At 71.9% G+C, this 21,620-nt stretch carries 16 protein-coding genes and 1 pseudogene; 12 read left to right on the forward strand and 5 right to left on the reverse strand.

Features of this window, described 5'->3' with window-relative positions:
- Position 1 precedes the first annotated feature (1 nt).
- Both acs and M8H82_RS24100 read right to left on the reverse strand, forming a co-directional pair.
- Positions 2 to 1,957 (reverse strand): acetate--CoA ligase, encoded by a 1,956-nt coding sequence (gene acs, locus M8H82_RS24095; RefSeq protein ID WP_250077031.1) that lies wholly within the window; start codon positions 1,955 to 1,957, stop codon positions 2 to 4.
- 219 nt (positions 1,958 to 2,176) lie between these two features.
- The gene (locus M8H82_RS24100) at positions 2,177 to 4,651 is read right to left on the reverse strand and encodes a SulP family inorganic anion transporter (protein ID WP_250077032.1); all 2,475 of its coding nucleotides are present in this window, start codon (positions 4,649 to 4,651) and stop codon (positions 2,177 to 2,179) included.
- Between the two features lie 346 nt (positions 4,652 to 4,997).
- Here M8H82_RS24100 and M8H82_RS24105 point away from each other — a divergent pair, with 346 nt between their 5' ends.
- Positions 4,998 to 6,272 (forward strand): hypothetical protein, encoded by a 1,275-nt coding sequence (locus tag M8H82_RS24105; RefSeq protein WP_250077033.1) that lies wholly within the window; start codon positions 4,998 to 5,000, stop codon positions 6,270 to 6,272.
- 7 nt (positions 6,273 to 6,279) lie between these two features.
- On the opposite strand, the gene M8H82_RS24110 is transcribed toward M8H82_RS24105, so the two are convergent.
- Positions 6,280 to 7,260, reverse strand: a complete 981-nt coding sequence (locus M8H82_RS24110; protein ID WP_250077034.1) for an ATP-binding protein — start codon at positions 7,258 to 7,260, stop codon at positions 6,280 to 6,282.
- Positions 7,261 to 7,361: 101 nt separating this feature from the next.
- Here M8H82_RS24110 and M8H82_RS24115 point away from each other — a divergent pair, with 101 nt between their 5' ends.
- Entirely contained in the window at positions 7,362 to 8,186 is an 825-nt protein-coding gene (locus tag M8H82_RS24115) for an oxidoreductase (RefSeq protein ID WP_250077035.1), read from the forward strand.
- A gap of 372 nt (positions 8,187 to 8,558) precedes the next feature.
- Here M8H82_RS24115 and M8H82_RS24120 read toward each other — a convergent pair whose 3' ends face one another.
- The gene (locus tag M8H82_RS24120) at positions 8,559 to 9,404 is read right to left on the reverse strand and encodes an HAD family phosphatase (RefSeq protein ID WP_250077036.1); all 846 of its coding nucleotides are present in this window, start codon (positions 9,402 to 9,404) and stop codon (positions 8,559 to 8,561) included.
- A gap of 567 nt (positions 9,405 to 9,971) precedes the next feature.
- Between M8H82_RS24120 and ssd the strand changes: the two genes are divergently transcribed.
- From ssd to M8H82_RS24155, 7 genes and pseudogenes are all read left to right on the forward strand, one after another.
- A complete protein-coding gene (gene ssd, locus M8H82_RS24125; RefSeq protein WP_250077038.1) occupies positions 9,972 to 11,075 on the forward strand; it encodes a septum site-determining protein Ssd in 1,104 nt (367 codons plus the stop codon).
- On the forward strand, positions 11,072 to 12,289 hold the full coding sequence (locus tag M8H82_RS24130) for a TadA family conjugal transfer-associated ATPase (RefSeq protein WP_250077040.1): 1,218 nt from the start codon (positions 11,072 to 11,074) through the stop codon (positions 12,287 to 12,289). Before ssd ends, M8H82_RS24130 begins: the two co-directional genes overlap by 4 nt.
- A complete protein-coding gene (locus M8H82_RS24135; RefSeq protein ID WP_250077042.1) occupies positions 12,282 to 13,157 on the forward strand; it encodes a type II secretion system F family protein in 876 nt (291 codons plus the stop codon). The genes M8H82_RS24130 and M8H82_RS24135 overlap by 8 nt, the downstream gene beginning before the upstream one ends.
- 125 nt (positions 13,158 to 13,282) lie before the next feature.
- Complete coding sequence (locus tag M8H82_RS24140; RefSeq protein WP_250077044.1) at positions 13,283 to 14,068, forward strand: type II secretion system F family protein; 786 nt, start codon at positions 13,283 to 13,285, stop codon at positions 14,066 to 14,068.
- Between the two features lie 82 nt (positions 14,069 to 14,150).
- Positions 14,151 to 14,354: a DUF4244 domain-containing protein gene (locus tag M8H82_RS24145; RefSeq protein ID WP_250077046.1), complete on the forward strand. Its 204-nt coding sequence runs from the start codon at positions 14,151 to 14,153 to the stop codon at positions 14,352 to 14,354.
- A pseudogene (locus tag M8H82_RS24150) lies at positions 14,341 to 14,688 on the forward strand (TadE family type IV pilus minor pilin); the annotation flags it as partial. The gene M8H82_RS24145 and the pseudogene M8H82_RS24150, both read left to right, overlap by 14 nt.
- A 152-nt stretch (positions 14,689 to 14,840) precedes the next feature.
- Positions 14,841 to 15,362 carry an Rv3654c family TadE-like protein gene (locus M8H82_RS24155; protein WP_374211694.1) on the forward strand — a complete coding sequence of 174 codons (522 nt, stop codon included), beginning with the start codon at positions 14,841 to 14,843 and terminating at the stop codon, positions 15,360 to 15,362.
- On the opposite strand, the gene M8H82_RS24160 is transcribed toward M8H82_RS24155, so the two are convergent.
- Positions 15,292 to 17,781, reverse strand: coding sequence for a DEAD/DEAH box helicase (locus tag M8H82_RS24160; RefSeq protein ID WP_250077048.1), 2,490 nt, complete (start codon positions 17,779 to 17,781; stop codon positions 15,292 to 15,294). The two genes, M8H82_RS24155 and M8H82_RS24160, sit on opposite strands and share 71 nt — an antisense overlap.
- Before the next feature lie 83 nt (positions 17,782 to 17,864).
- Here M8H82_RS24160 and bldG point away from each other — a divergent pair, with 83 nt between their 5' ends.
- The 3 genes from bldG to M8H82_RS24175 all read left to right on the forward strand — a co-directional run bounded on the left by bldG (position 17,865) and on the right by M8H82_RS24175 (position 21,451).
- The gene (gene bldG, locus M8H82_RS24165) at positions 17,865 to 18,206 is read left to right on the forward strand and encodes an anti-sigma factor antagonist BldG (RefSeq protein WP_003975386.1); all 342 of its coding nucleotides are present in this window, start codon (positions 17,865 to 17,867) and stop codon (positions 18,204 to 18,206) included.
- Positions 18,207 to 18,318: 112 nt separating this feature from the next.
- Positions 18,319 to 18,750 carry an ATP-binding protein gene (locus M8H82_RS24170; protein ID WP_250077049.1) on the forward strand — a complete coding sequence of 144 codons (432 nt, stop codon included), beginning with the start codon at positions 18,319 to 18,321 and terminating at the stop codon, positions 18,748 to 18,750.
- A 289-nt stretch (positions 18,751 to 19,039) separates the two neighbouring features.
- On the forward strand, positions 19,040 to 21,451 hold the full coding sequence (locus M8H82_RS24175) for a sodium-translocating pyrophosphatase (protein ID WP_250077056.1): 2,412 nt from the start codon (positions 19,040 to 19,042) through the stop codon (positions 21,449 to 21,451).
- The last annotated feature ends 169 nt before the right edge of the window (positions 21,452 to 21,620 follow it).

Genomic DNA, 21,620 nt, shown 5'->3' on the forward strand with positions numbered 1-21,620 from the left:
GTCAGTCCTCGCTCGGTGCCGCGGGGAGCTTCGCCTGGATGAGATCCATGACGGTGGAGTCCGTCAGGGTGGTGACGTCTCCCAGCTCGCGGTTCTCGGCGATGTCCCGCAGCAGGCGGCGCATGATCTTGCCGGAGCGGGTCTTGGGCAGCTCGGCCACCGGCAGGATCCGCTTGGGCTTGGCGATCGGGCCGAGGGTGGCGCCGACGTGGTTGCGCAGCTCGGCCACCAGGGTCTCGGTCTCGGCGGCCGTACCGCGCAGGATCACGAAGGCGACGATGGCCTGCCCGGTCGTCTCGTCGGCGGCGCCGACGACGGCCGCCTCGGCGACCGACGGGTGCGAGACGAGCGCGGATTCGACCTCGGTGGTGGAGATGTTGTGGCCGGAGACCAGCATCACGTCGTCGACGCGGCCCAGCAGCCAGATGTCACCGTCGTCGTCCTTCTTCGCCCCGTCCCCGGCGAAGTACTTGCCCTCGAAGCGCGCCCAGTAGGTGTCCAGGAACCGCTGGTCGTCGCCCCAGATGGTGCGCAGCATGGACGGCCACGGCTCGGTCAGGACCAGGTAGCCGCCACCGCCGTCGGGCACCTCGTTGGCCTCGTCGTCGACGACGGTCGCGGCGATGCCGGGCAGCGGGGTCTGGGCCGAGCCGGGCTTGGTGTGGGTGACGCCGGGCAGCGGCGAGATCATCATCGCGCCCGTCTCGGTCTGCCACCAGGTGTCCACGACCGGGGTCCGGTCGCCGCCGATGTGCTTGCGGTACCAGATCCACGCCTCGGGGTTGATCGGCTCGCCCACCGAGCCCAGCACCCGCAGGCTGCTGAGGTCGAACTTGGCGGGGATGTCGTCGCCCCACTTCATGAACGTCCGGATCGCGGTGGGCGCCGTGTACAGGATCGTCACCCCGTACTTCTGCACGATCTCCCAGAACCGGCCCTGGTGCGGGGTGTCCGGCGTGCCCTCGTACATCACCTGGGTGGCGCCGTTGGCGAGCGGCCCGTAGACGATGTACGAGTGTCCGGTCACCCAGCCGACGTCGGCGGTGCACCAGTACACGTCGGTCTCGGGCTTGAGGTCGAAGACGGCGTGGTGGGTGTAGGCCGCCTGGGTGAGGTAGCCGCCGGAGGTGTGCAGGATGCCCTTCGGCTTACCCGTCGTTCCCGAGGTGTAGAGGATGAACAGCGGGTGCTCGGCCCCGAAGGCCTGCGGGGTGTGCTCGGCGCTCTGCCGTCCGACGATCTCGTGCCACCACACGTCCCGGTCCGCGTCCCAGGCCACCTCCTGGCCGGTGCGCTGGACCACGAGCACATGCTCGACGTTGCCCGCCTTGGTGACGGCCTCGTCCACGGCCGGCTTCAGCGCGGACGGCTTGCCCCGCCGGTAGCCGCCGTCGGACGTGATCACGACCTTGGCGTCGGCGTCCTGGATGCGGGTGGCGAGGGCGTCGGCTGAGAAGCCGCCGAAGACCACCGAGTGCGCGGCGCCGATCCGGGCGCACGCGAGCATCGCCACGGCCGCCTCGGGGATCATCGGCAGGTAGACGGCGACCCGGTCGCCCTTCTGCACGCCCAGCTCCAGCAGCGCGTTCGCCGCCTTGGAGACCTCGTCCTTCAGCTCCGCGTAGGTGATCGCGCGGCCGTCGCCGGGCTCTCCCTCGAAGTGGATGGCGACCCGGTCCCCGTGTCCGGCCTCCACGTGCCGGTCCACGCAGTTGTAGGCGACATTGAGCTCGCCGTCCTCGAACCACTTCGCGAACGGCGGGTTCGACCAGTCAAGCGTCTGCGTCGGCTCCTTGGCCCAGGTCAGGCGGCGGGCCTGCGCGGCCCAGAAGCCGAGCCTGTCAGCCTTGGCCTGTTCGTACGCCTCCACCGTGACGTTGGCGTTCGCGGCCAGGTCAGCGGGCGGCGCGAAGCGTCGCTCCTCCTTGAGGAGGTTGGCCAGGCTTTCGTTGCTCACGACATCTCCCTTTCCCAGGGTGTCCGTTGTGTCCCAGGCCACAGCTCATCAGACCCGGGGGCCCGGTGACAAGGGCCGACGGGAAATTGGTTTAGACCTGTGTGCGGCTGTGTCCACGGCGGTGGTGCGGCAGTCGCCGTCATCCGTACCCACGGACGCTGACCAGGCAGAGTTCAGTCCCTGTGCTGCCTTTCGCACTCCGGACACCGTCCCACCCCGTCAGGCCGGCACATCCGCCGCCCGTACGTGGTCGAACACCTGGTCCTCCTCCGCCCCGCTGAGCAGGTACGCCTGCGCCTCACCCACGTGGAAGTACATCCCCTGCAGCTCCACCGCCCCCTCCCGCAGGGCCCGGGCCACCGACTCATGGGCCCGCAGATGCTCCAACTGCTGGACCACGTTGGTCAGGCAGAGCTGCTCGACCGCGTCGGCCGGTGCCCGCCCCGCCAGCCGGGGCCACGGCCGGCCGGTGTCGGCCATGCGCTCCAGGCTCGGCATCCCGTGCCGCAGCCACCGCTTGAGCGGGGTCCCCGCGTCACCCGGTTCGGTGGCGAGCAGTGCCTGCATGGCCCCGCACCCGGAGTGCCCGCACACGGTGATGGAGCGCACCTTCAGCACCTCCACCGCGTACTCGATCGCGGCCGCCACCGAGTCGTCCCCGCTCTCCTCGCCCGGCTGGGTGCCTGTCCCGGCGTGGGCCGGGGGCGGCACGAGGTTGCCCACATTGCGCACCACGAACAGGTCCCCGGGACCACTGGAGGTGATCATCGAGGTGACCAGGCGCGAGTCGGCACAGGTGAGGAAGAGCTGCGAGGGCCGCTGCCCCTCCCGCGCCAGCCGGGCCAGCTCCCCGCGCACCAGCGGTGCGGTGTGGCGCTGGAACGCACTGATCCCGCGCTTCAGTTCGTGCCCGCTGGCACCGCGGGCCGGTCCGGCCGTACCGCCCCCGCCTCCGTCGCCGTCGCCGTCGCCGTCAACGGAACCGTCGCAGGAGCCGTCCTGCCGCGCGCCGGAAGCGGGCGCGAGGTGGGGCTGCTCGCACTGGTGGTTGCGCCAGGGCGTCCAGGGACGGCACCGGCAGCCGGCGGAAGCGGGCGCCTCGGCCGACCCGGGCTCGTTGTGCACGGTGGTGGGCACCCCGGGTTCGGAGATCTTGAGCCCCGCGCGGCGGCCGGTCAGCTCGACGGAGCCGCCCCGCGCGGTGTGCGTGTTCTGCCAGTCCTGGAGCGTCTCGTACGCCGCGTGGTCCATGAAGGAACCGTCCAACTCCACGATGGCGGGAGCCCCTTGCGGTACGAGGTGCAGGGCGCGGCTGAGCCGCGGGACCGCGAGGAACGTCAACTGGCCCCGGACGTGTACGTGATGGACTCCTTCCTGCTCGTCGTGGGTGATCCGGGTGCGGGCGAGGCGGTGCAGGGAGACGGCGACGGCGACGGCGATCCCCAGCGTCACGCCCTCCAGGACGCCGAAGAAGACCACGCCTGCGGTGGTGACGGCGTAGACCAGGACTTCACGGTGGCGGGTCACCGTGCGGATGTGGTGCAGGGACACCATCTGGATGCCGACGGACATCACCAGTGCGGCGAGCGCGGCAAGGGGGATGAGCTCCAGGAGCGGGACCATCAGCAGCGTGGCGGCTACTACGAGAACGCCGTGCAGCATCGTGGAGTTCCGGCTCACGGCACCCGCGTGCACGTTCGCCGACGTCCGCACCGCCACCCCCGCCACGGGCAGCCCGCCGAGACCGCCGGAGACGATGTTGGCGGCGCCCTGGCCGAGCAGTTCGCGGTCCAGGTTCGAGCGGCCGACGCCGGGGGGCAGGTTGGGGCGCCCGGCCACCAGCTTGTCGGCGGCGACCGCGCCGAGCAGCGACTGCACGCTGCACACCAGGGTGGTGGTCAGTACGGCCGCCACGACGCCGAGCACCGGGCCCTCGGGAAGCCCCGCGAGGGCATGACTGCTCCATGAGGGCAGGTCGACCTTGGGCAGCCGGAGCCCCGCGAGCGAGGCGGCCGCGGTGGCTCCGGCGACGGCGACGAGGGCGGCCGGGATCTTGCGCAGCAGGCGGCCGGTCCGGCCGGGGAGGCGCGGCCACAGCAGCAGCAGCGCGAGGGTGAGCGCGCTCACCGACAGGGCGGCCGGGTGCAGGTCGGCCAACTGGGCGGGCAGGGCGCGCAGGTTGTCGGGGACGGAGCTCTGCGGGGTGCCGCCGAGGACGATGTGCAGCTGGGCGACGGCGATGGTGACGCCGATGCCGGCGAGCATGCCGTGCACGATGGCGGGGCTGACGGCGAGCGCGGTGCGTGCCACGCGCAGGCAGCCGAGGCCGAGTTGGGCGAGTCCGGCGAGCACGGTGATGGCGCAGGTGGTGCGCCAGCCGTAGCGCTGGATGAGGTCGGCGGTGACCACCGTGAGACCGGCGGCCGGGCCGCTGACCTGGAGCGGGGAGCCGCCGAGCCGGCCGACCACCAGCCCGCCGACGGCGGCGGCGACGAGCCCGGCCTGGAGGGGCGCGCCGGTGGCGAGGGCGATGCCGAGGGACAGCGGCAGGGCGATCAGGAAGACCGCGATCGACGCGGACACGTCGGCGCCGTCGAGCCGGAAGCGGCGTCGGCGCGTGGGCGGCGGGGCGGGGGACTGGGTGCGCTCGGTCCGAGTGGGGTCGGTGGCGCGGGTGGGGACGCAGGCTGACATGGGATTCCCGTCTCCTCCGGGGCAGCGCGGTCGCGGATCTGGTGGTCCCCCGTCCGGACGGCGGGGGGTCGGGTCGGCGGCCGTGGGTCACGGCGTGCAGTGGCGGGATGAATCAACGCTCGGTAAACGGATCGTAATGCAGAGTAAAGGGCAAGCATAGAGTTTCCGGGCAAATGGGCGAATAGCTCACTCGAATGAGCGAAGTGGCCCTTTGGTCGGCTTGTCGTACTAATTCCTTCCTGGCCTCGTGCGACCTTGGCGGCGCTGTCGGCGCTTTTCCCGGCAGATCACCAGAAAACGCCCCATTCAGCGTTGGCCCGAGAGAAGGAAAGTAGGTGGGCGGAACATGGCCGCCACCCAGAGGATCGCCGCGGGCGCCGTGGTCGCCGCGGTCTGTGCCGCATCACTCGCCGGCTGCGGAATCGGCAGCGAAGGCGCCGAGGAAGGGGTCCCCGGCCCGCAGAAGGAGAAGCCGGTCCAGGCGCCGCCGAAGAGCCCGGTCCGCCTGATCGGGGACGGCTCGACCTCGTACACCGGTGCCCAGCCGAACCTGTCCAGACCCGAACGCCTGAAGCCCGGTCAGAAGCCGCCGCAATTCGTGGTGTTCTCCTGGGACGGCGCGGGCGAGGACGGGCAGAAGCTGTTCTCCCACTTCCGCAAGGTCGCCAGGGACAACAACGCGACGATGACGTACTTCCTCAGCGGCGTGTACATGCTGCCCGAGCACAAGCGCGACCTGTACCGGCCGCCGCAGCACTCGCCGGGCCGCTCCGACATCGGCTTCAACGACGAGCAGGGCATCGCCGAGACCGTGAAGCAGCTGCGCGGCGCGTGGCTGGAGGGCAACGAGATCGGCACCCACTTCAACGGTCACTTCTGTGGAAAGGGCCGCGGGGTCGGCGAATGGTCGGTCGAGGAGTGGAAGGACGAGATCGCCCAGGCGAAGCAGTTCGTGAAGTCCTGGAAGACCAACACCGGTCTGAAGGACGCCTCGCCGCTGCCCTTCGACTACGACAAGGAACTCATCGGCGGCCGCACGCCCTGCCTGGAGGGCCAGGAGAACTTCATGCAGGCCGCCCGGGAGCTGGGCTTGCGCTACGACACCAGCGGCGTCAACAACCAGGTCTGGCCGAAGAAGAAGGAAGGCCTGTGGGACCTGTCGATGCAGCTCGTGCCCTTCCCCGGGCACACCTTCGAGCAGCTGACCATGGACTACAACTTCATGGTCAACCAGTCCGGCACCACCAGCCAGGGTGACCCCGACAAGTACGAGTTCTGGGGCGACCAGATGCGCGATGGCCTGCTCCAGGGCTTCCGCCGGGCCTACGACGGCAACCGCGCGCCCCTGATCATCGGCAACCACTTCGAGTCCTGGAACGGCGGCACCTACATGCGGGCCGTCCAGGAGGTCATCGAGGAGGTGTGCACCAAGGCCGAGGTGCGCTGCGTCTCCTTCCGGCAGCTCGCCGACTGGCTGGACGCCCAGGACCCGAAGGTGCTGGCCAAGCTCACCACCCTGCCGGTCGGCGAGGCCCCGAAGCAGGGCTGGGCGTCCTTCCTGGCGGACCGCCCGGCCCCGGCACCCAAGGGCGTCCCCGGGGCGCCGGCGGCCAGGCAGTAGCGCCCGCTCACGCGGGAGCGGTGACGCTCTCGCCGAGCACGAAGGCGGGGTCGACCTGCGCGGCGAGGTCGGCCCCGGTCCGCTCGTTCCCCCAGGACTGCGCGTTCTTCAGGTGGAAGTGCACCATCTGGCGCGTGTAGCGCTCCCAGTCCCGGCTCTCGTACGTGGCGTCCACGGCCTCCTGCAACCGGAGCAGGGCGCCGCGGTTGGCGTCCTCCAGGAGCTCGAACCGGGGCGGGCGGCCCTTCTCCATGGAGCGCACCCAGTCCGAGTGCCCGACCGTGACGAGCAGGTCGTCCCCGGCTTCGGCGCGCAGGAAGTCGAGGTCCTCCGGTCCGTGCACCTTGTTGCCGACGACCTTCAGCTCGACGCCGAAGTCACGGGCGTACTCCTTGTACTGGCGATAGACGGAGACTCCCTTCCGGGTCGGCTCGGCGACGAGGAACGTCATGTCGAAGCGGGTGAACATGCCGGAGGCGAAGGAGTCCGAGCCCGCGGTCATGTCGACCACGACATACTCGTCGCGCCCGTCCACCAGGTGGTTCAGGCACAGCTCCACCGCTCCCGTCTTGGAGTGGTAGCAGGCGACCCCCAGGTCGGCGTCGGTGAAGGGGCCGGTGACCATCAAACGGACGGTGCCGCCGTCGAGTTCCACCGGCCGGGCGCAGGCGTCGTAGACCGGATTGTCCTCGCGCACCCGCAGCAGCCGGGAGCCCTCGCCCGGCGGGGTCGTTTTGATCATCGTCTCGGCGGACGCGATCCGCGGGTTCGCGCCGCGCAGATAGTCCTTGATCAGCGGGAGCCGGTCGCCCATCGCCGGCAGGGCGGCCGCCTCGGGCTCGTCGAGGCCGAGCGCGGCCCCCAGGTGCTGGTTGATGTCGGCGTCGATCGCGACCACCGGCGCCCCGGTCGCCGCGAGATGCCGGACGAACAGGGACGACAGGGTGGTCTTGCCGCTGCCGCCCTTCCCGACGAAAGCAATTTTCATGTTCAGTAAGCGTAGTGGCGGGCCGGGTGCGAGGGGCGGACAAACGTGAAGAAGGCCACTCGATCGTGGGGCGGAGCGCGGGGATGCGTAATGTCGTACTCATGAGTACGACAGGCGGGACCGCCGATCCGCTCGCGGCCCTGGGTGCGCTGCCCGGTGTGGCCGAGTCCGTGGAGTCCGTGCGCAAGGCCGTGGACCGGGTCTACGGGCACCGGGTCATGCGCCGCCGCAGCAACGAGATCACCTCCGAGGCGGCGCTGCGCGGCGCCCGCGGCTCGGCGTCGCTGTCCGGCGCCGACTGGGCCCTGGAGGAGGTGCGCAGGCGCACCGACTTCAGCGGCGACGACGAGGCACGCCTCATGGGCGCCGCCCTGCGGCTGACCGCGGAGGCGGGCCAACTGCTGTCCATCTGGCGGCAGTCGCCGCTGCGCGTGCTGGCGCGGCTGCACCTGGTGGCGGCGGCCACCAACGGTCCGGAGGTCGGGCGCCCGCGCCAGGCCGGCGAGCGGGTCGACGAGCCGCTCGTGGAGCTGCCGCTGCCCGGCGCGGACGAGGTCCACGGCCGACTGGACGGCCTCTCCGAACTGATCATCGCGGGCGGGTCCGCTCCGGCGCTGGTGACCGCCGCCGTGGTGCACGGCGAGTTGCTGGCGCTGCGCCCCTTCACGTCCCACAACGGCCTGGTCGCGCGCGCGGCCGAGCGCATCGTGCTGGTGGGCAGCGGGCTCGACCCCAAGTCGGTCTGCCCGTCCGAGGCCGGCCACGGCGAACTCGGCCGCGCCGCCTACCTCGCGGCGCTCGACGGGTACGTCTCCGGCACTCCCGAAGGCATGGCGGCCTGGATCGCCCACTGCGGCAGGGCGATCGAGCTGGGCGCGCGCGAATCGACGGCGGTGTGCGAGGCGCTGCAGCGCGGGGCGGCGTAGCAGCCCCCGGGAAAAGGGTTGCGGCGGTACGAAGAGGTTCGTACCGCCGCTGGCATGTCCACCGGGTTACCAAGCGTCCTCGATATGTTGCCCATCAGGTCGGGAACTTTGCCCGTGCCCTGGTGCGGCTGGCCCGTAATCGACGGGTCGACGTCGCGTGGGTGCCCGGTGTTCATGCTCGGTCCGTGGGGCCGGTTGCGTTTTAAAGGTGATCCTCGCGGATGTCCTTGGTCTCGCGGGCCGTTGAATCCTTTCTACTCCAGGTCCGGAGCAAGTGGAACCCCTGGCCGCCGTTCTTTACTTTTGCGTTCAAACAGGAGCTAACCGGGCGGCAGTCTGCCGAACCGGCCCAAGGGCGGGCGTGGGCGCAGGTCAGGCGAGTTCGGTGCGGCGCCGACTGGCGTACCAGACGAGTCCCGCGGTGGCCGCCGCCGCTCCTACGGCGGCCGCCACCACGAGCGCCGGACGGGTCGGGACGGAGAGCGAGGGCAGCCGCTGCTTGAGCCGTACCGGGCGGTGGAAGTCGAGAATGGGCCACCCGCGCGTGAGTGCCTCACGGCGCAGCGCGCGGTCCGGGTTCACGGCGTGCGGATGGCCGACCGACTGGAGCATCGGCACGTCGGTCGCCGAGTCGCTGTAGGCGTAGCAACGGGAGAGGTCGTACCCCTCGGACGCGGCGAGCTCCTTGACCGCTTCGGCCTTCGTCGGGCCGTACGCGTAGTACTCCACCTCGCCCGTGAAGCAGCCGTCGTCGCCCACGACCATGCGGGTGGCCACCACGCGGTCGGCGCCGAGCATCTCACCGATGGGCTCCACCACCTCCGCGCCCGACGTCGACACGATCACGACGTCGCGGCCCGCGGTGTGGTGCTCCTCGATCAGGGAGGCGGCCTCGTCGTAGATGATCGGGTCGATGAGGTCGTGCAGGGTCTCGGCGACGATCTCCTTGACCTGCTGGACGTTCCAGCCGCGGCACAGCGCGGACAGGTACGCGCGCATGCGCTCCATCTGGTCGTGGTCGGCGCCGCCCGCGAGGAACACGAACTGGGCGTAAGCGGTCCGCAGGACGGCCCGGCGGTTGATCAGGCCGCCTTGGTAGAACGACTTGCTGAAGGTGAGCGTGCTCGACTTCGCAATGACCGTCTTGTCCAGGTCAAAGAAGGCCGCTGTGCGGGGCAAGGAGTGGTTTTCCACGACCTGAGCATAGGCGCAGCCCATTCGGCGTAAGGTGGGGCGTGTGGGTTTGCCTGAGAGGCCTCTCGGGTACACCATGGAAGTCACGGATCGTTCGCGACCGTGCTAACCCGGCCCGGCTCCTCCCCCCCCGAGTCGGCCGTGGAGACGACCCCCGCTCTCCCCCCCGGCGGGGGTCGTCGCATGTCCGGATGCGTTTTCCCCCTTCTTTGACCGACCGCTAGGTCGTAGCGAGGCGGCTGAGGCCGCCTCTTCGTCATGCCCATGATCCGTCACGGTGCGTAGTCGAAACACTGCTCTGCGGAAGTCGTACGGGACCCGTACACGGGCCACCGGTATGGGTGACGGCGATATTCACAACCATCGAGTTGTCCACAGTTATCGACCAAGATCCACACGATTTCCGGCATCGCTGCACCGTGATTCCCAACGCGTCCCGCCGGGCGGACTTCAGGACCGGTTCCGGTTAGTCGGGCGCGTTTGGCCGGTTCGTATCGGCCGCTCATACGGAGACCGGACGCCGGTTCTCCGCGCCTTAGGGAATCGCGCGGCCGCAAGGGCTCCGCGAGGGACACGACACGGGGAGAAACCATGGCCGCAGCCGCCACACAGGAACCGCCGCCCGCCGCCTCCGGGCGGCCGGGGGCACCGCTGATCGTCACCGAGGACGCCGAGCTGCTGGACGACCTGCTGCGGCTGTGCGCGGCAGCGGGCGCCACGCCCGAGGTCCATCACGGCGTTCCCGAACCGCACGGCAACTGGGAGGCCGCGCCGCTGGTCCTGGTCGGCGACGACGCCGCCCGCCGGGTGCGCGGCGCTCCGCGCAGAAGGGGCGTGGTCCTGGTCGGCCGGGACCAGGACGACTCCGGGGTCTGGCGGCGGGCCGTCGAGATCGGCGCCGACCATGTCCTGATGCTCCCGGACGGGGAGCAGTGGCTGGTCGACCGCATCGCCGACGTGGCCGAGGGCGTGGGTCGGCCCGCCCTCACCGTCGGCGTGATCGGCGGCCGGGGCGGCGCCGGTGCGTCCACGCTCGCGTGCGCCCTCGCCGTCACCTCCGCGCGGGAGGGACTGCGCACCCTGCTCGTGGACGCCGATCCACTGGGCGGCGGACTCGACGTACTCCTCGGCGGCGAGACGGCCGAGGGGCTGCGCTGGCCGGCTTTCGCCGCCTCACGCGGCCGGGTCGGCGGCGGCGCCCTGGAGGAGTCGCTGCCCCGGCTGCACAACCTGCGGGTGCTCAGCTGGGACCGGGGGGACTGTGTCGCCGTCCCGCCGCAGGCCGTACGGGCGGTGCTGGCCGCCGCCCGGCGCCGCAGCGGCGCGGTCGTCGTCGACCTGCCGCGCCGGATCGACGACGGCGTCGCCGAAGTGCTCGCCCAGCTCGACCTCGGCATCCTCGTGGTCCCCGCCGAACTGCGCGCCGTCGCGGCCGCCGGACGGGTGGCCTCGGCGGTCCGGATGGTGCTGGGGGACCTGCGGGTGGCGGTACGCGGGCCCTACGCTCCCGGACTCGACGACCGCGAGGTGGCCCGGCTCCTCGGACTGCCGCTGGCCGGAGAGGTACCGGTCGAAGCGGGGCTGAGCCGCCCGCAGGACGGCAAGGCGCCGCCCGCGGCGGCCGGACGCGGACCGCTGGCGCGCTTCTGCCGCACGTTCTGGGAGCGGGCGCTGCTGGAGGCGGGGGCGGCATGAGCACCTACCTGGGCCAGGAGACGTTTGCGGCCGGATCCGACATGACACCGGCCCTGCTCGACGGCGTGCGACGCAGACTCGCGGAGAAGGGGGGCGAGCCGACCCCCGCGCGCGTGGCGCAGGCACTGCGCGAACAGGGGCGGGTGCTCGGGGACGCCGAAATCCTCGGCGCCGCGGAGCAGTTGCGCTCCGAACTCGTCGGCAGCGGGCCCCTGGAACCGCTGCTCGCCGACCCGTCGGTGACCGACGTGCTGGTGTCGGCGCCGGACCGGGTCTGGGTGGACCGCGGCGGCGGCCTCGAGCTGACCGGCGTCCGCTTCCCCGACGCGGCGGCCGTACGACGCCTGGCGCAGCGGCTGGCCGCGGTGGCCGGGCGGCGCCTGGACGGCGCGCGCCCCTGGGCCGACGCCCGGCTGCCCGACGGGACCCGGCTGCACGCCGTGCTGCCCCCGGTGGCCGTCGGCTGCACCTGCCTGTCCCTGCGGGTGGTACGGCCGCGCGCGTTCACGCTGGACGAACTGGTGGCGGCGGGCACGGTACCGCCGGGCGGGGACCGGGTGCTGCGGGCACTGATCGAGGCGCGGCTGTCCTTCCTCATCAGCGGCGGCACCGGCAGCGGCAAGACGACGCTGCTGAGCGCGCTGCTCGGGCTGGTCGGGGCGGGCGAACGGATCGTGCTCGCCGAGGACTCGGCGGAGCTGCGGCCCGACCATCCGCACGTCGTACGGCTGGAGAGCAGACCCGCCAACCAGGAGGGCGCCGGGCTGGTGACGCTCCAGGACCTGGTCCGCCAGGCGCTGCGGATGCGGCCGGACCGGCTGGTCGTGGGCGAGGTGCGCGGACCGGAGGTGGTCCACCTGCTGGCCGCGCTCAACACCGGCCACGAGGGCGGCTGCGGCACCGTGCACGCCAACGCGGCGGCCGATGTCCCGGCCCGGCTGGAGGCCCTCGGCACGGCGGCGGGGCTCGACCGGGCGGCGCTGCACAGCCAGGTGGCGGCCGCGCTGTCGGTGGTGCTGCATCTCGTGCGGGGGCGTGACGGCCGGCGGCGGATCGCCGAGGTGCAGGTGCTGGAGCGGGATCCGTCGGGGCTGGTGCGGACGGTTCCGGCCCTGCGGTGGGGAGCCGGGGCGTTCGCGGTCGAGCGGGGCTGGGGGCGGCTGCGGGAGTTGCTCGGGGACGAGGACTGCGAGTTGGGGAGCGGGCATGGGTGAGACGGGTGTGAGCGGGGCGTCGACGGGAGCGGCCGTGGTGTGCGCCGGGGCCGCCCTGTGGCTGCTGAGCGGGCGGGATGCCGGGGCTCGGCGGGCACGGCTGCTGCTTGCCGGCGGCGGGGTGGTGGGGGCCGGGCCGCCCGGGTGGCGGCAGGCGGCCGGTGAACTGCGGCGGCTGCGTGGGCGGTTGCGGGTCGAGTGGTGGGCGGTGGTCGCGGGGATGGTGCTGGCGGTGCTCGGGGCGTCGGTGCTGCCGCTCGTCGCCGGTGCTGCGGCGGTTCCGTTGCTGCGCCGGGTACGGCTGGCCGGTGCGGCGCGGCGGGCCCGGGACCGCCGGGGGGACGCGGTGATCGCCCTGTGCGCGGCGCTCGCCGGGGAGGTGCGGGCGGGACGGCAGCCGGGCGAGGCGCTGCTGCGGGCGGCGCTCGACTCCGGCGGGCTCGGGGACGCGCAGGCGGCGGTGCTGGCGGCCGCGCGGTTCGGCGGCGATGTTCCAGGCGCCCTCGCGGCGGCGGCGCGGAGACCGGGCGCCGAAGGGTTGCTGGGTCTCGCCGCGTGCTGGCGGGTGGCCGTGGACCAGGGCGCGGGCCTCGCGGCCGGACTCGACCGGCTCGAAGCGGCGTTGCGTGCCGAGCGCGACCAGCGGGCCGATCTGCGGGCGCAGTTGGCGGGCGCCAGGTCGACGGCGCTGATGCTCGCGGGGCTGCCGGTCCTGGGACTGCTCCTCGGCGCGGTCATGGGCGCCGACCCGTTGCGGGTGCTGCTGCACAGCGGCGCCGGGCTGGGGTGTCTGTTCGCCGGTGGGGTGCTGGAGGGGGTGGGGGTGTGGTGGGCGCTGCGGATCGTGCGAGGAGCGGAGGCGGTGTGAGGGCGGTGTGGGGGGCGTGTCAGGAGTGACGGGGGTTCGGCAGAGGGCGACTGGGGTCCAGGTGAGGTCCGGGCGAGGGCGGCGGACGGGTCAAGTCGGCTGAAGGGCCGGCGAAGGGAGGCGTGGTGAGTGCGGAAGTTGTCCACAGGCTGGGGGTAATGGTGGGGATCGTGCTGGGCCTGGTGTGGCTGGTGCGGTGGGTGGGGGTGGTGCGGTGTGAGCGGAGGGTCCGGCGGCGGCTCGCCGAACTGGTGGCCGCCGTGGAAGTGGCGCCGGGCGCGCCGAGGTTCGAGGTGCGGCCCCTGGTACGGCGGTGGCTGCCCGCGGCGGCGGTGGGGTGTGCCGGGTGGGTGCTGGTCGGTGGTGTCGTCGGGGCCGGGGTGGGCCTGGCCGGTGCGGTCGTCGTGGACCGGTGGCGGGGGCGGCGTGTCGCTTCCGAGAGAGCGGTGTACGACGCCGCCGAGGCGGCACGGCAACTTCCCCTCGCCGCTGATCTGCTGGCGGCCTGCATCGCCGCCGGTGCCGGGCCGGTGATCGCGGCCCAGGCCGTGGGTGAGGCATTGGGCGGGCCGGTGGGGGAAGGGCTGGCGCGGGGCGCGGCCGAGGTACGGCTCGGGGGTGAACCGGGCCAGGCGTGGCGGACGTTGGCGGCGCTGCCCGGCGCCGGGGCGCTGGCGCGGTTGCTGGAGCGGGCCGATGTGTCCGGGATTGCGGCGGCCGGGCCGGTGGCCCGCATCGCCGCGGACGCCCGCGCCACCTGGGCACGCGCCGCGACGGCCCGGGCGCGGCGGGCGGCGGTCCTCGTCACCGCGCCGGTGGGGCTGTGCTTCCTGCCCGCGTTCATCGCGGTGGGCGTGCTGCCCGTGGTGATCGGGCTGGCCGACGGGGTGCTGGGAGGGGGTGGCGGATGACCGGCCTTCGGCACTGACCAGTCGTAGTCGACGGAACCGAATCCTCACGGGGGTTGTGATGAACAAGGCAATGAGCACGGCAATGCACAAGGCAGTGACGGCAGTACGGGCGCGCATGCGGGCCTTCACCGGTCGGCGGGACTCGGGGATGGTGACCTCCGAGTACGCGATGGGAATCATCGCGGCGGTGGCGTTCGCCGTGGTGCTCTACAAGGTGGTCACCAGCGGGCAGGTCAGCGCGGAGCTCCAGGCCATCGTGAAGCAGGCGCTCGATGCGCGGATGTGAGCGGCGCGGCGCCGACCGGGGGTTCGTGACGGCGGAGTCGGCCGTGGTGCTGCCCGTGCTGGTGATGTTCGCGATGGCGCTGGTGTGGGGGCTGCTGGTGATCGCCGCCCAGATCCAGTGCGTGGACGCGGCCCGTACGGGCGCCCGCGCTGCGGCGCGCCAGGACCAGGCCGGTGCGGTCGCCGCGGTCGCGCGGGAGGCGGCTCCGTCCGGCGCGAAGGTCACCGTCACCCGGGCCGGGGACCAGGTCCGGGTGCTGGTGGTCGCCAAGCCGCCGGCGCTGCGGGGGCTGCCCTTCGAGGTACGGGAGGAGGCCGTGGCGGCGGTGGAGGAGGGCGGGGTGGGGCTCGACACGGGGATGGGGCCAGCTACTGGGGTTGGGCCGGGCTCGCCGGCAGTGCCGGACACCGAGGTCGCGCCGGACACCGACCCGGTGCCGGAAGCCGCGACCGGGATCGGTACCGATCCCGGGACCGGGGTGAATCCATGAGCCCTCGCCACTCGGGTGACCGCCATTCGGGTGACCCCCGGCCGGGCCATCACCCCCCGAGCACCCAGCGACTCCCGGGCACCCACTCCCCGGCCGCCCGCGGCCCCGACTGCCGACTCCCAAGCACTCACCCCCCGACCGCCCCCCGCCCCGGCGACCGCGGCTCCGCCACCGTATGGACCGTCGCCACCCTTGCCGTCCTCTGCGTGGTGTTCGGGGTCGTGCTCGCGCTCGGCCAAGCCGTGGTCACCCGGCACCGCGCGGCGGGCGGTGCCGATCTCGCCGCCCTCGCGGCGGCGGACCACTGGGTGGAGGGCGCCGGAGCGGCCTGTGAGCGGGCGGAGAGGGTGGCCCGGGCCCAGGGCACCCGGCTGGTGCGGTGCGCGCTCGTGGGTGACGTCTCGGACGTGTCCGCGGCGGCGGGCCGGGGACCGTTCGCCGTCGAGGTCAGAGCGCGGGCGGGGCCCCCGTCTCCGCCGGGGACTCCTTCTCCGGCGCCGCCCGCAGGAGTTCCGTGAGCAGCCGTACCGCGCCCCTCTTGTGCAGCGGGTCGTTGCCGTTGCCGCACTTCGGGGACTGGATGCAGGACGGGCAGCCGGCCTCGCACTCGCAGGAGGCGATGGCCTCGCGGGTGGCGGTGAGCCAGGCGCGGGCGGTGTGGAAGGCGCGCTCGGCGAAGCCCGCGCCGCCGGGATGGCCGTCGTAGACGAAGACCGTCGGGAGCAGTGTGTCGGGGTGCAGGGGGACGGAGACACCGCCGATGTCCCAGCGGTCGCAGGTCGCGAAGAGGGGCAGCAGGCCGATCGACGCGTGCTCGGCGGCGTGCAGGGCGCCGCCGAGGATCTCCGGGGTGATCCGGGCCGCGTCGAGCTGGTCCTCGGTGACCGTCCACCACACCGCGCGGGTGCGCAGCGTCCGAGGAGGGAGGTCGAGTTTGGTCTCGCCCAGGACCTCGCCGGTGATCAGGCGCCGGCGGAGGTAGGAGACGACTTGGTTGGTGACCTCGACGGAGCCGTAGCAGAGGCGGCCGTCGCCCCAGGGGATCTCGGTGTCCGTCTCCAGGACGGTGATGGACGTCGTGTCGCGGGCGACCGTGGCGTACGAGGGGCTGGCCTCCTGGACCAGGGCGACGGAGTCCTCCAGGTCCAGGGAGCGCACCAGGTAGGTGCGGCCCTGGTGCAGGTGGACCGCGCCCTCGTGCACCGTGGCGTGGGCGGCGCCCGCGTCGACCGTGCCGAGCAGCCGGCCGGTACCGGACTCGACGACCTGGACCGGCCGACCGCCCCCGCCGCGAATGTCGGTGAGGTCGGCGGCCCGTTCCCGGCGGGTCCAGTGCCAGGCGCTGGTCCGGCGGCGGAGCAGCTTCGCGGCCTCCAGCTGGGGCAGCAGCTCCTCGCAGGCGGGGCCGAACAGCGCCATGTCCTCCTCGGTCAGCGGCAGTTCCGCCGCTGCGGCGCACAGGTGCGGGGCGAGGACGTACGGGTTGTCGGGGTCGAGGACGGTGGACTCCACGGGCCGGTCGAAGAGGGCCTCGGGGTGGTGGACCAGGAAGGTGTCCAGGGGGTCGTCGCGGGCGATCAGGACGGCGAGCGCGCCCTGCCCGGCGCGGCCGGCCCGGCCCGCCTGCTGCCACAGGGAGGCGCGCGTGCCGGGGTATCCGGCGATCAGCACGGCGTCCAGGCCGGAGACGTCGATGCCGAGTTCCAGGGCCGTGGTCGCGGCGAGGCCGAGGAGTTCGCCGGAGTGCAGTGCCTGTTCCAGGGCGCGGCGCTCCTCGGGGAGATAGCCGCCGCGGTAGGCCGCCACGCGCCGGGCGAGCGAGCGGTCGACCTCGGCGAGGCGTTCCTGGGCGATCACCGAGATCAGCTCGGCGCCACGCCGGGAGCGGACGAAGGCGACCGAGCGCACGCCCTGGACGGCGAGGTCGGTCAGCAGGTCGGCGGTCTCGGCGGTGGCGGTACGGCGGACCGGGGCGCCCTTCTCGCCCTGCATCTCGGTGAGCGGGGGTTCCCAGAGGGCGAACACCAGTTCACCGCGGGGTGAGGCGTCGTCGGCCACCTCCACGACCGGCAGGCCGGTCAGGCGGCGGGCGGAGACCGAGGGCTCGGCTGAGGTCGCGGAGGCCAGCAGGAAGACGGGAGAGGCGCCGTAGCGGGCGCACAGACGGCGTAGCCGGCGCAGCACCTGCGCGACGTGGGAGCCGAAGACGCCCCGGTAGGTGTGGCACTCGTCGATGACGACGTACTTCAGCGACTTCAGGAAGGAGGACCAGCGGGGGTGGGACGGGAGGATGCCCCGGTGCAGCATGTCGGGGTTGGTCAGCACGTAGTTGGCGTACTGGCGGACCCACTCGCGTTCCTCGAACGGCGTGTCCCCGTCGTACACCGCAGGCCGGACGGAATTGCCGAGCGGTTGTGAAAGTTTCTTCACCGATCGGCACTGATCCGCCGCGAGCGCCTTGGTGGGTGCCAGGTAGAGCGCGGTGGCGCCGCGGCCGTTCGGGGCCTCGGAGCCGTCCAGGAGGGCGGAGAGCACGGGCACCAGATAGGCCAGCGACTTGCCGGAGGCGGTGCCGGTGGCGACGACCACCGACTCGCCGTCCAGGGCGTGCTCGGCGGCGCGTGCCTGATGGGCCCAGGGGTGTTCGACCCCGCACGCCTGCACGGCCGCGATGACCTCGGATCGGATCCGGTCAGGCCAGACGGCATGCCGACCCGCCCGCGGGGGCACATGCTCCGTATGAGTGATGCGCGAAGCCCGGCTCGGGCCCGAGGCGAGCCGGCCCAGGACCGTGCCCGGGTCCACCCGGGAAACGGGGCCCGTCGGGGATCGATCGGATCGGTGATTCTTGGCCATCGGCACCGAGTGTGTCACTGGCGTGACGGACAATGGGACCAAGGCGTCGTGCACGCCCGCCGGTAAGTGATTGAATGCCATCGCGGCTGGCGAACCGTCCTGGGGGCTTCAAGCCGAGGTGTCCCGCGGGACGACCGCTCGATTAGCAAGGTGCTGGAGGATCCGTGGACCTGTCCCTGTCGACCCGTACCGTCGGCGATCGTACGGTCGTCGAGGTCGGTGGCGAAATCGACGTATATACCGCGCCCAAGTTGCGCGAACAGCTGGTCGAGCTGGTGAACGACGGGAGTTTCCACCTCGTCGTCGACATGGAGGGCGTGGACTTCCTCGACTCCACCGGGCTCGGCGTGCTGGTCGGCGGCCTGAAGCGCGTGCGTGCCCATGAGGGCTCGCTGCGCCTGGTCTGCAACCAGGAGCGCATTCTGAAGATCTTCCGCATCACCGGCCTCACCAAGGTGTTCCCGATCCACACCTCGGTCGAGGAAGCGGTTGCGGCGACCGACTGATCACCGCCTCTGGGCCGTCTTCGGCCCCGGGACGGAAGTAGTTCAAGAAGGAGGACCGGGCTTCGGCGGCCCGGCCCTCCGGACAGCACGCCCGTAGTTCCGAGGGGGATGCATGGCCACCGTTGAACTCCGCTTCAGCGCGCTGCCCGAGCACGTCAGGACCGCCCGACTGGTGGCGGCGGCGGTGGCGCGCAGGGCCGGAGTGGACGAGGCGGTCCTCGACGAGGTGCGCCTCGCGGTCGGTGAGGCCTGCAGCCGTGCCGTCGGACTGCATCAGCTGGGCGGCGTCACGGCACCGGTGAAGGTGGTGCTGATCGAGGAGGAGAAGCAGTTCTCCATCGAGGTCGGCGACGAGGCGCCGCGCTCCGCCCCGGGCGACCGGGCACCGGGCACCGCGGCCGAGGACGCGGAGGCCGAGGAGGACGAGATGGGTCTCGCGGTCATCAGCGGGCTCGTCGACGACGTCGAGGTCACCGCCGGCGAGCACGGCGGACTGATCCGTATGACCTGGCCGAGCATTCCGGCCGTCGCCGAACTTCCCTGACGTTCCGCGCCGAGATCACCCGAAGGGCCCTACCTCTGGTAGGGCCCTTCGGCATTCGTGAATTACTTCACGATCAATCCCCCGATAATTCGATCAAGTTGCTGCCAGGCAGAATCTCGGCGTCAATGCTTTTGAGGCATTACCCCTTTCGGGTTCCCTGGTCGAGGGGCGATCATTTGCTGCAGAGCATGCGAAGTGTAATTCCGTTTGCCGCGCACTGTTTTGATCAGGTTCCGGTACCTACAATCCGTCCACATCTTGAGCTCAGCCCAAGCGTCAAGGAGGACGAATGGCGGGGCTTTCTACCCCTCATCAGTTGGATCAGCCCACAACCTTCGCAGCCGCAGTCCTGACCGATGGCAACCGCGGATTGATCGTGGTCATCGGCGTCGTCGCCCTGGCGGCCCTCGTGGTCGCCGGCATCCTGCTGTGGCAGGTGCTCGCGGCGGGCGAGGGCACCGAGAGCATGAAGAAGATCGCGACGGCCATCCAGGAAGGCGCGAACGCCTATCTGGCCCGGCAGTTGCGCACGCTCGCCGTGTTCGCGGTGATCGTGTTCTTCCTGCTGATGCTGCTGCCCGCGGACGACTGGAATCAGCGCATCGGCCGATCGGTGTTCTTCTTGATCGGCGCCGGGTTCTCGGCCGCCACCGGGTATATCGGCATGTGGCTCGCCGTGCGCAGCAATGTGCGGGTGGCCGCCGCGGCCAGGGAAGCGACTCCGGCGGAGGGTGAGCCGGAAAAGGATCTCACCGCCGTCTCGCACAAAGCAATGAAGATCGCTTTCCGCACGGGCGGCGTCGTCGGCATGTTCACGGTGGGGCTCGGTCTGCTGGGAGCCTCCTGCGTGGTGCTGGTGTACGCGGCCGACGCGCCGAAGGTGCTCGAGGGCTTCGGTCTGGGTGCCGCGCTGATCGCGATGTTCATGCGTGTCGGCGGCGGCATCTTCACCAAGGCCGCCGACGTCGGCGCCGACCTGGTCGGCAAGGTCGAGCAAGGCATTCCGGAGGACGATCCGCGCAATGCCGCCACCATCGCCGACAACGTGGGCGACAACGTCGGCGACTGCGCGGGCATGGCGGCGGACCTCTTCGAGTCGTACGCCGTCACCCTGGTCGCCGCGCTGATCCTCGGCACGGCCGCCTTCGGCGACGCCGGACTCGCCTTCCCGCTGCTGGTGCCCGCGATCGGCGTGGTCACGGCCATGATCGGCATCTTCGCCGTGGCGCCGCGCCGCAGCGACCGCAGCGGCATGACGGCGATCAACCGCGGCTTCTTCATCTCCGCGGTGATCTCGCTCGTCCTGGTCGCCGTCGCGGTCTTCGTCTATCTGCCCTCGTCCTACGCCGACCTCGACGGCGTCACCGACGCGACGATCCAGGGCAAGAGCGGCGACCCGCGGATCCTCGCGCTCGTCGCCGTGGCGATCGGCATCCTGCTCGCCGCCGTCATCCAGCAGCTGACCGGCTACTTCACCGAGACCAACCGCCGGCCGGTCCGGGACATCGGCAAGAGCTCGCTGACCGGTCCCGCGACGGTCGTCCTCGCCGGTGTCTCCGTCGGCCTCGAATCGGCCGTCTACACCGCCCTGTTGATCGGCCTCGGCGTCTACGGGGCCTTCCTGCTGGGCGGTACGTCGATCATGCTGGCGCTGTTCGCGGTGGCACTGGCCGGTACCGGCCTGCTCACCACGGTCGGTGTGATCGTCGCGATGGACACCTTCGGGCCGGTCTCCGACAACGCCCAGGGCATCGCCGAGATGTCCGGCGACGTCGAGGGCGCGGGCGCTCAGGTGCTCACCAACCTGGACGCGGTCGGCAACACCACCAAGGCCATCACCAAGGGCATCGCCATCGCCACCGCGGTCCTCGCGGCCGCGGCGCTCTTCGGCTCCTACCGCGACGCCATCACCACGGGCGCGCGGGACGTGGGCGAGAAGCTGTCGGGCGACGACGCGCCGCTGAGCCTGATGATGGACATCTCGCAGCCCAACAACCTCGTCGGCCTCATCGCCGGCGCGGCGGTCGTCTTCCTCTTCTCCGGACTGGCCATCAACGCGGTGTCGCGTTCGGCTGGTTCGGTGGTCTACGAGGTGCGGCGGCAGTTCCGCGAGCGGCCCGGGATCATGGACTACACGGAGAAGCCGGAGTACGGCAAGGTCGTCGACATCTGCACGCGGGACGCGCTCAGGGAACTGACGACTCCCGGTCTGCTCGCCGTGATGGCGCCCATCTGCATCGGGTTCACGCTCGGCGTGGGCCCCCTCGGTGCATTCCTGGCGGGTGCGATCGGCTCGGGCACGCTGATGGCGGTGTTCCTGGCGAACTCGGGCGGTGCCTGGGACAACGCCAAGAAGCTCGTCGAGGACGGCCACCACGGCGGCAAGGGCAGCGAGGCCCACGCCGCCACGGTGATCGGCGACACGGTCGGTGACCCCTTCAAGGACACCGCCGGTCCCGCGATCAACCCGCTGCTGAAGGTGATGAACCTGGTGGCGCTGCTGATCGCTCCCGCAGTGATCGATTTCTCGTACGGCGACGACAAGAACATCGGCGCACGGGTACTGATCGCGGTGCTGTCGTTCCTGGTGATCGCCGGAGCCGTGTACGTCTCCAAGCGGCGCGGGATCGCCATGGGCGACGACGCGGGCGCCGAGCGGACGGCCAACCCGACCGACCCGGCGGCGATTTCGGGAACCTAGCCGCACGGCCCGGCTCACCAGGGCGGGCGAGAGGCGCGAACAGACGCGCTTCCCGCCCGCTCTGTGTGTTCACGCCCCCTTCGTGAGCCTTCTCTCACATGGTGCAAATGGCCCAGAAGTGGACTTGCCGGACAGTCGGCGTAGGGATCTCGACCCTCTGCCGTGTATG

The sequence above is a fragment of the Streptomyces sp. YS415 genome, assembly GCF_023544665.1.
In the GTDB taxonomy this organism is placed as follows: Bacteria; Actinomycetota; Actinomycetes; order Streptomycetales; family Streptomycetaceae; genus Streptomyces.

Excerpts from the sequence above, each read along its gene's own strand:
- M8H82_RS24100 (WP_250077032.1), bottom strand. The coding sequence starts at position 4,651 with ATGTCAGCCTGCGTCCCCACCCGCGCCACCGACCCCACTCGGACCGAG.
- M8H82_RS24105 (WP_250077033.1), top strand. The coding sequence starts at position 4,998 with ATGGCCGCCACCCAGAGGATCGCCGCGGGCGCCGTGGTCGCCGCGGTC.
- M8H82_RS24110 (WP_250077034.1), bottom strand. The coding sequence starts at position 7,260 with ATGAAAATTGCTTTCGTCGGGAAGGGCGGCAGCGGCAAGACCACCCTG.
- M8H82_RS24115 (WP_250077035.1), top strand. The coding sequence starts at position 7,362 with ATGAGTACGACAGGCGGGACCGCCGATCCGCTCGCGGCCCTGGGTGCG.
- M8H82_RS24120 (WP_250077036.1), bottom strand. The coding sequence starts at position 9,404 with ATGGGCTGCGCCTATGCTCAGGTCGTGGAAAACCACTCCTTGCCCCGC.
- ssd (WP_250077038.1), top strand. The coding sequence starts at position 9,972 with ATGGCCGCAGCCGCCACACAGGAACCGCCGCCCGCCGCCTCCGGGCGG.
- M8H82_RS24130 (WP_250077040.1), top strand. The coding sequence starts at position 11,072 with ATGAGCACCTACCTGGGCCAGGAGACGTTTGCGGCCGGATCCGACATG.
- M8H82_RS24135 (WP_250077042.1), top strand. The coding sequence starts at position 12,282 with ATGGGTGAGACGGGTGTGAGCGGGGCGTCGACGGGAGCGGCCGTGGTG.
- M8H82_RS24145 (WP_250077046.1), top strand. The coding sequence starts at position 14,151 with ATGCACAAGGCAGTGACGGCAGTACGGGCGCGCATGCGGGCCTTCACC.
- M8H82_RS24155 (WP_374211694.1), top strand. The coding sequence starts at position 14,841 with ATGAGCCCTCGCCACTCGGGTGACCGCCATTCGGGTGACCCCCGGCCG.
- M8H82_RS24160 (WP_250077048.1), bottom strand. The coding sequence starts at position 17,781 with ATGGCATTCAATCACTTACCGGCGGGCGTGCACGACGCCTTGGTCCCA.
- M8H82_RS24170 (WP_250077049.1), top strand. The coding sequence starts at position 18,319 with ATGGCCACCGTTGAACTCCGCTTCAGCGCGCTGCCCGAGCACGTCAGG.
- M8H82_RS24175 (WP_250077056.1), top strand. The coding sequence starts at position 19,040 with ATGGCGGGGCTTTCTACCCCTCATCAGTTGGATCAGCCCACAACCTTC.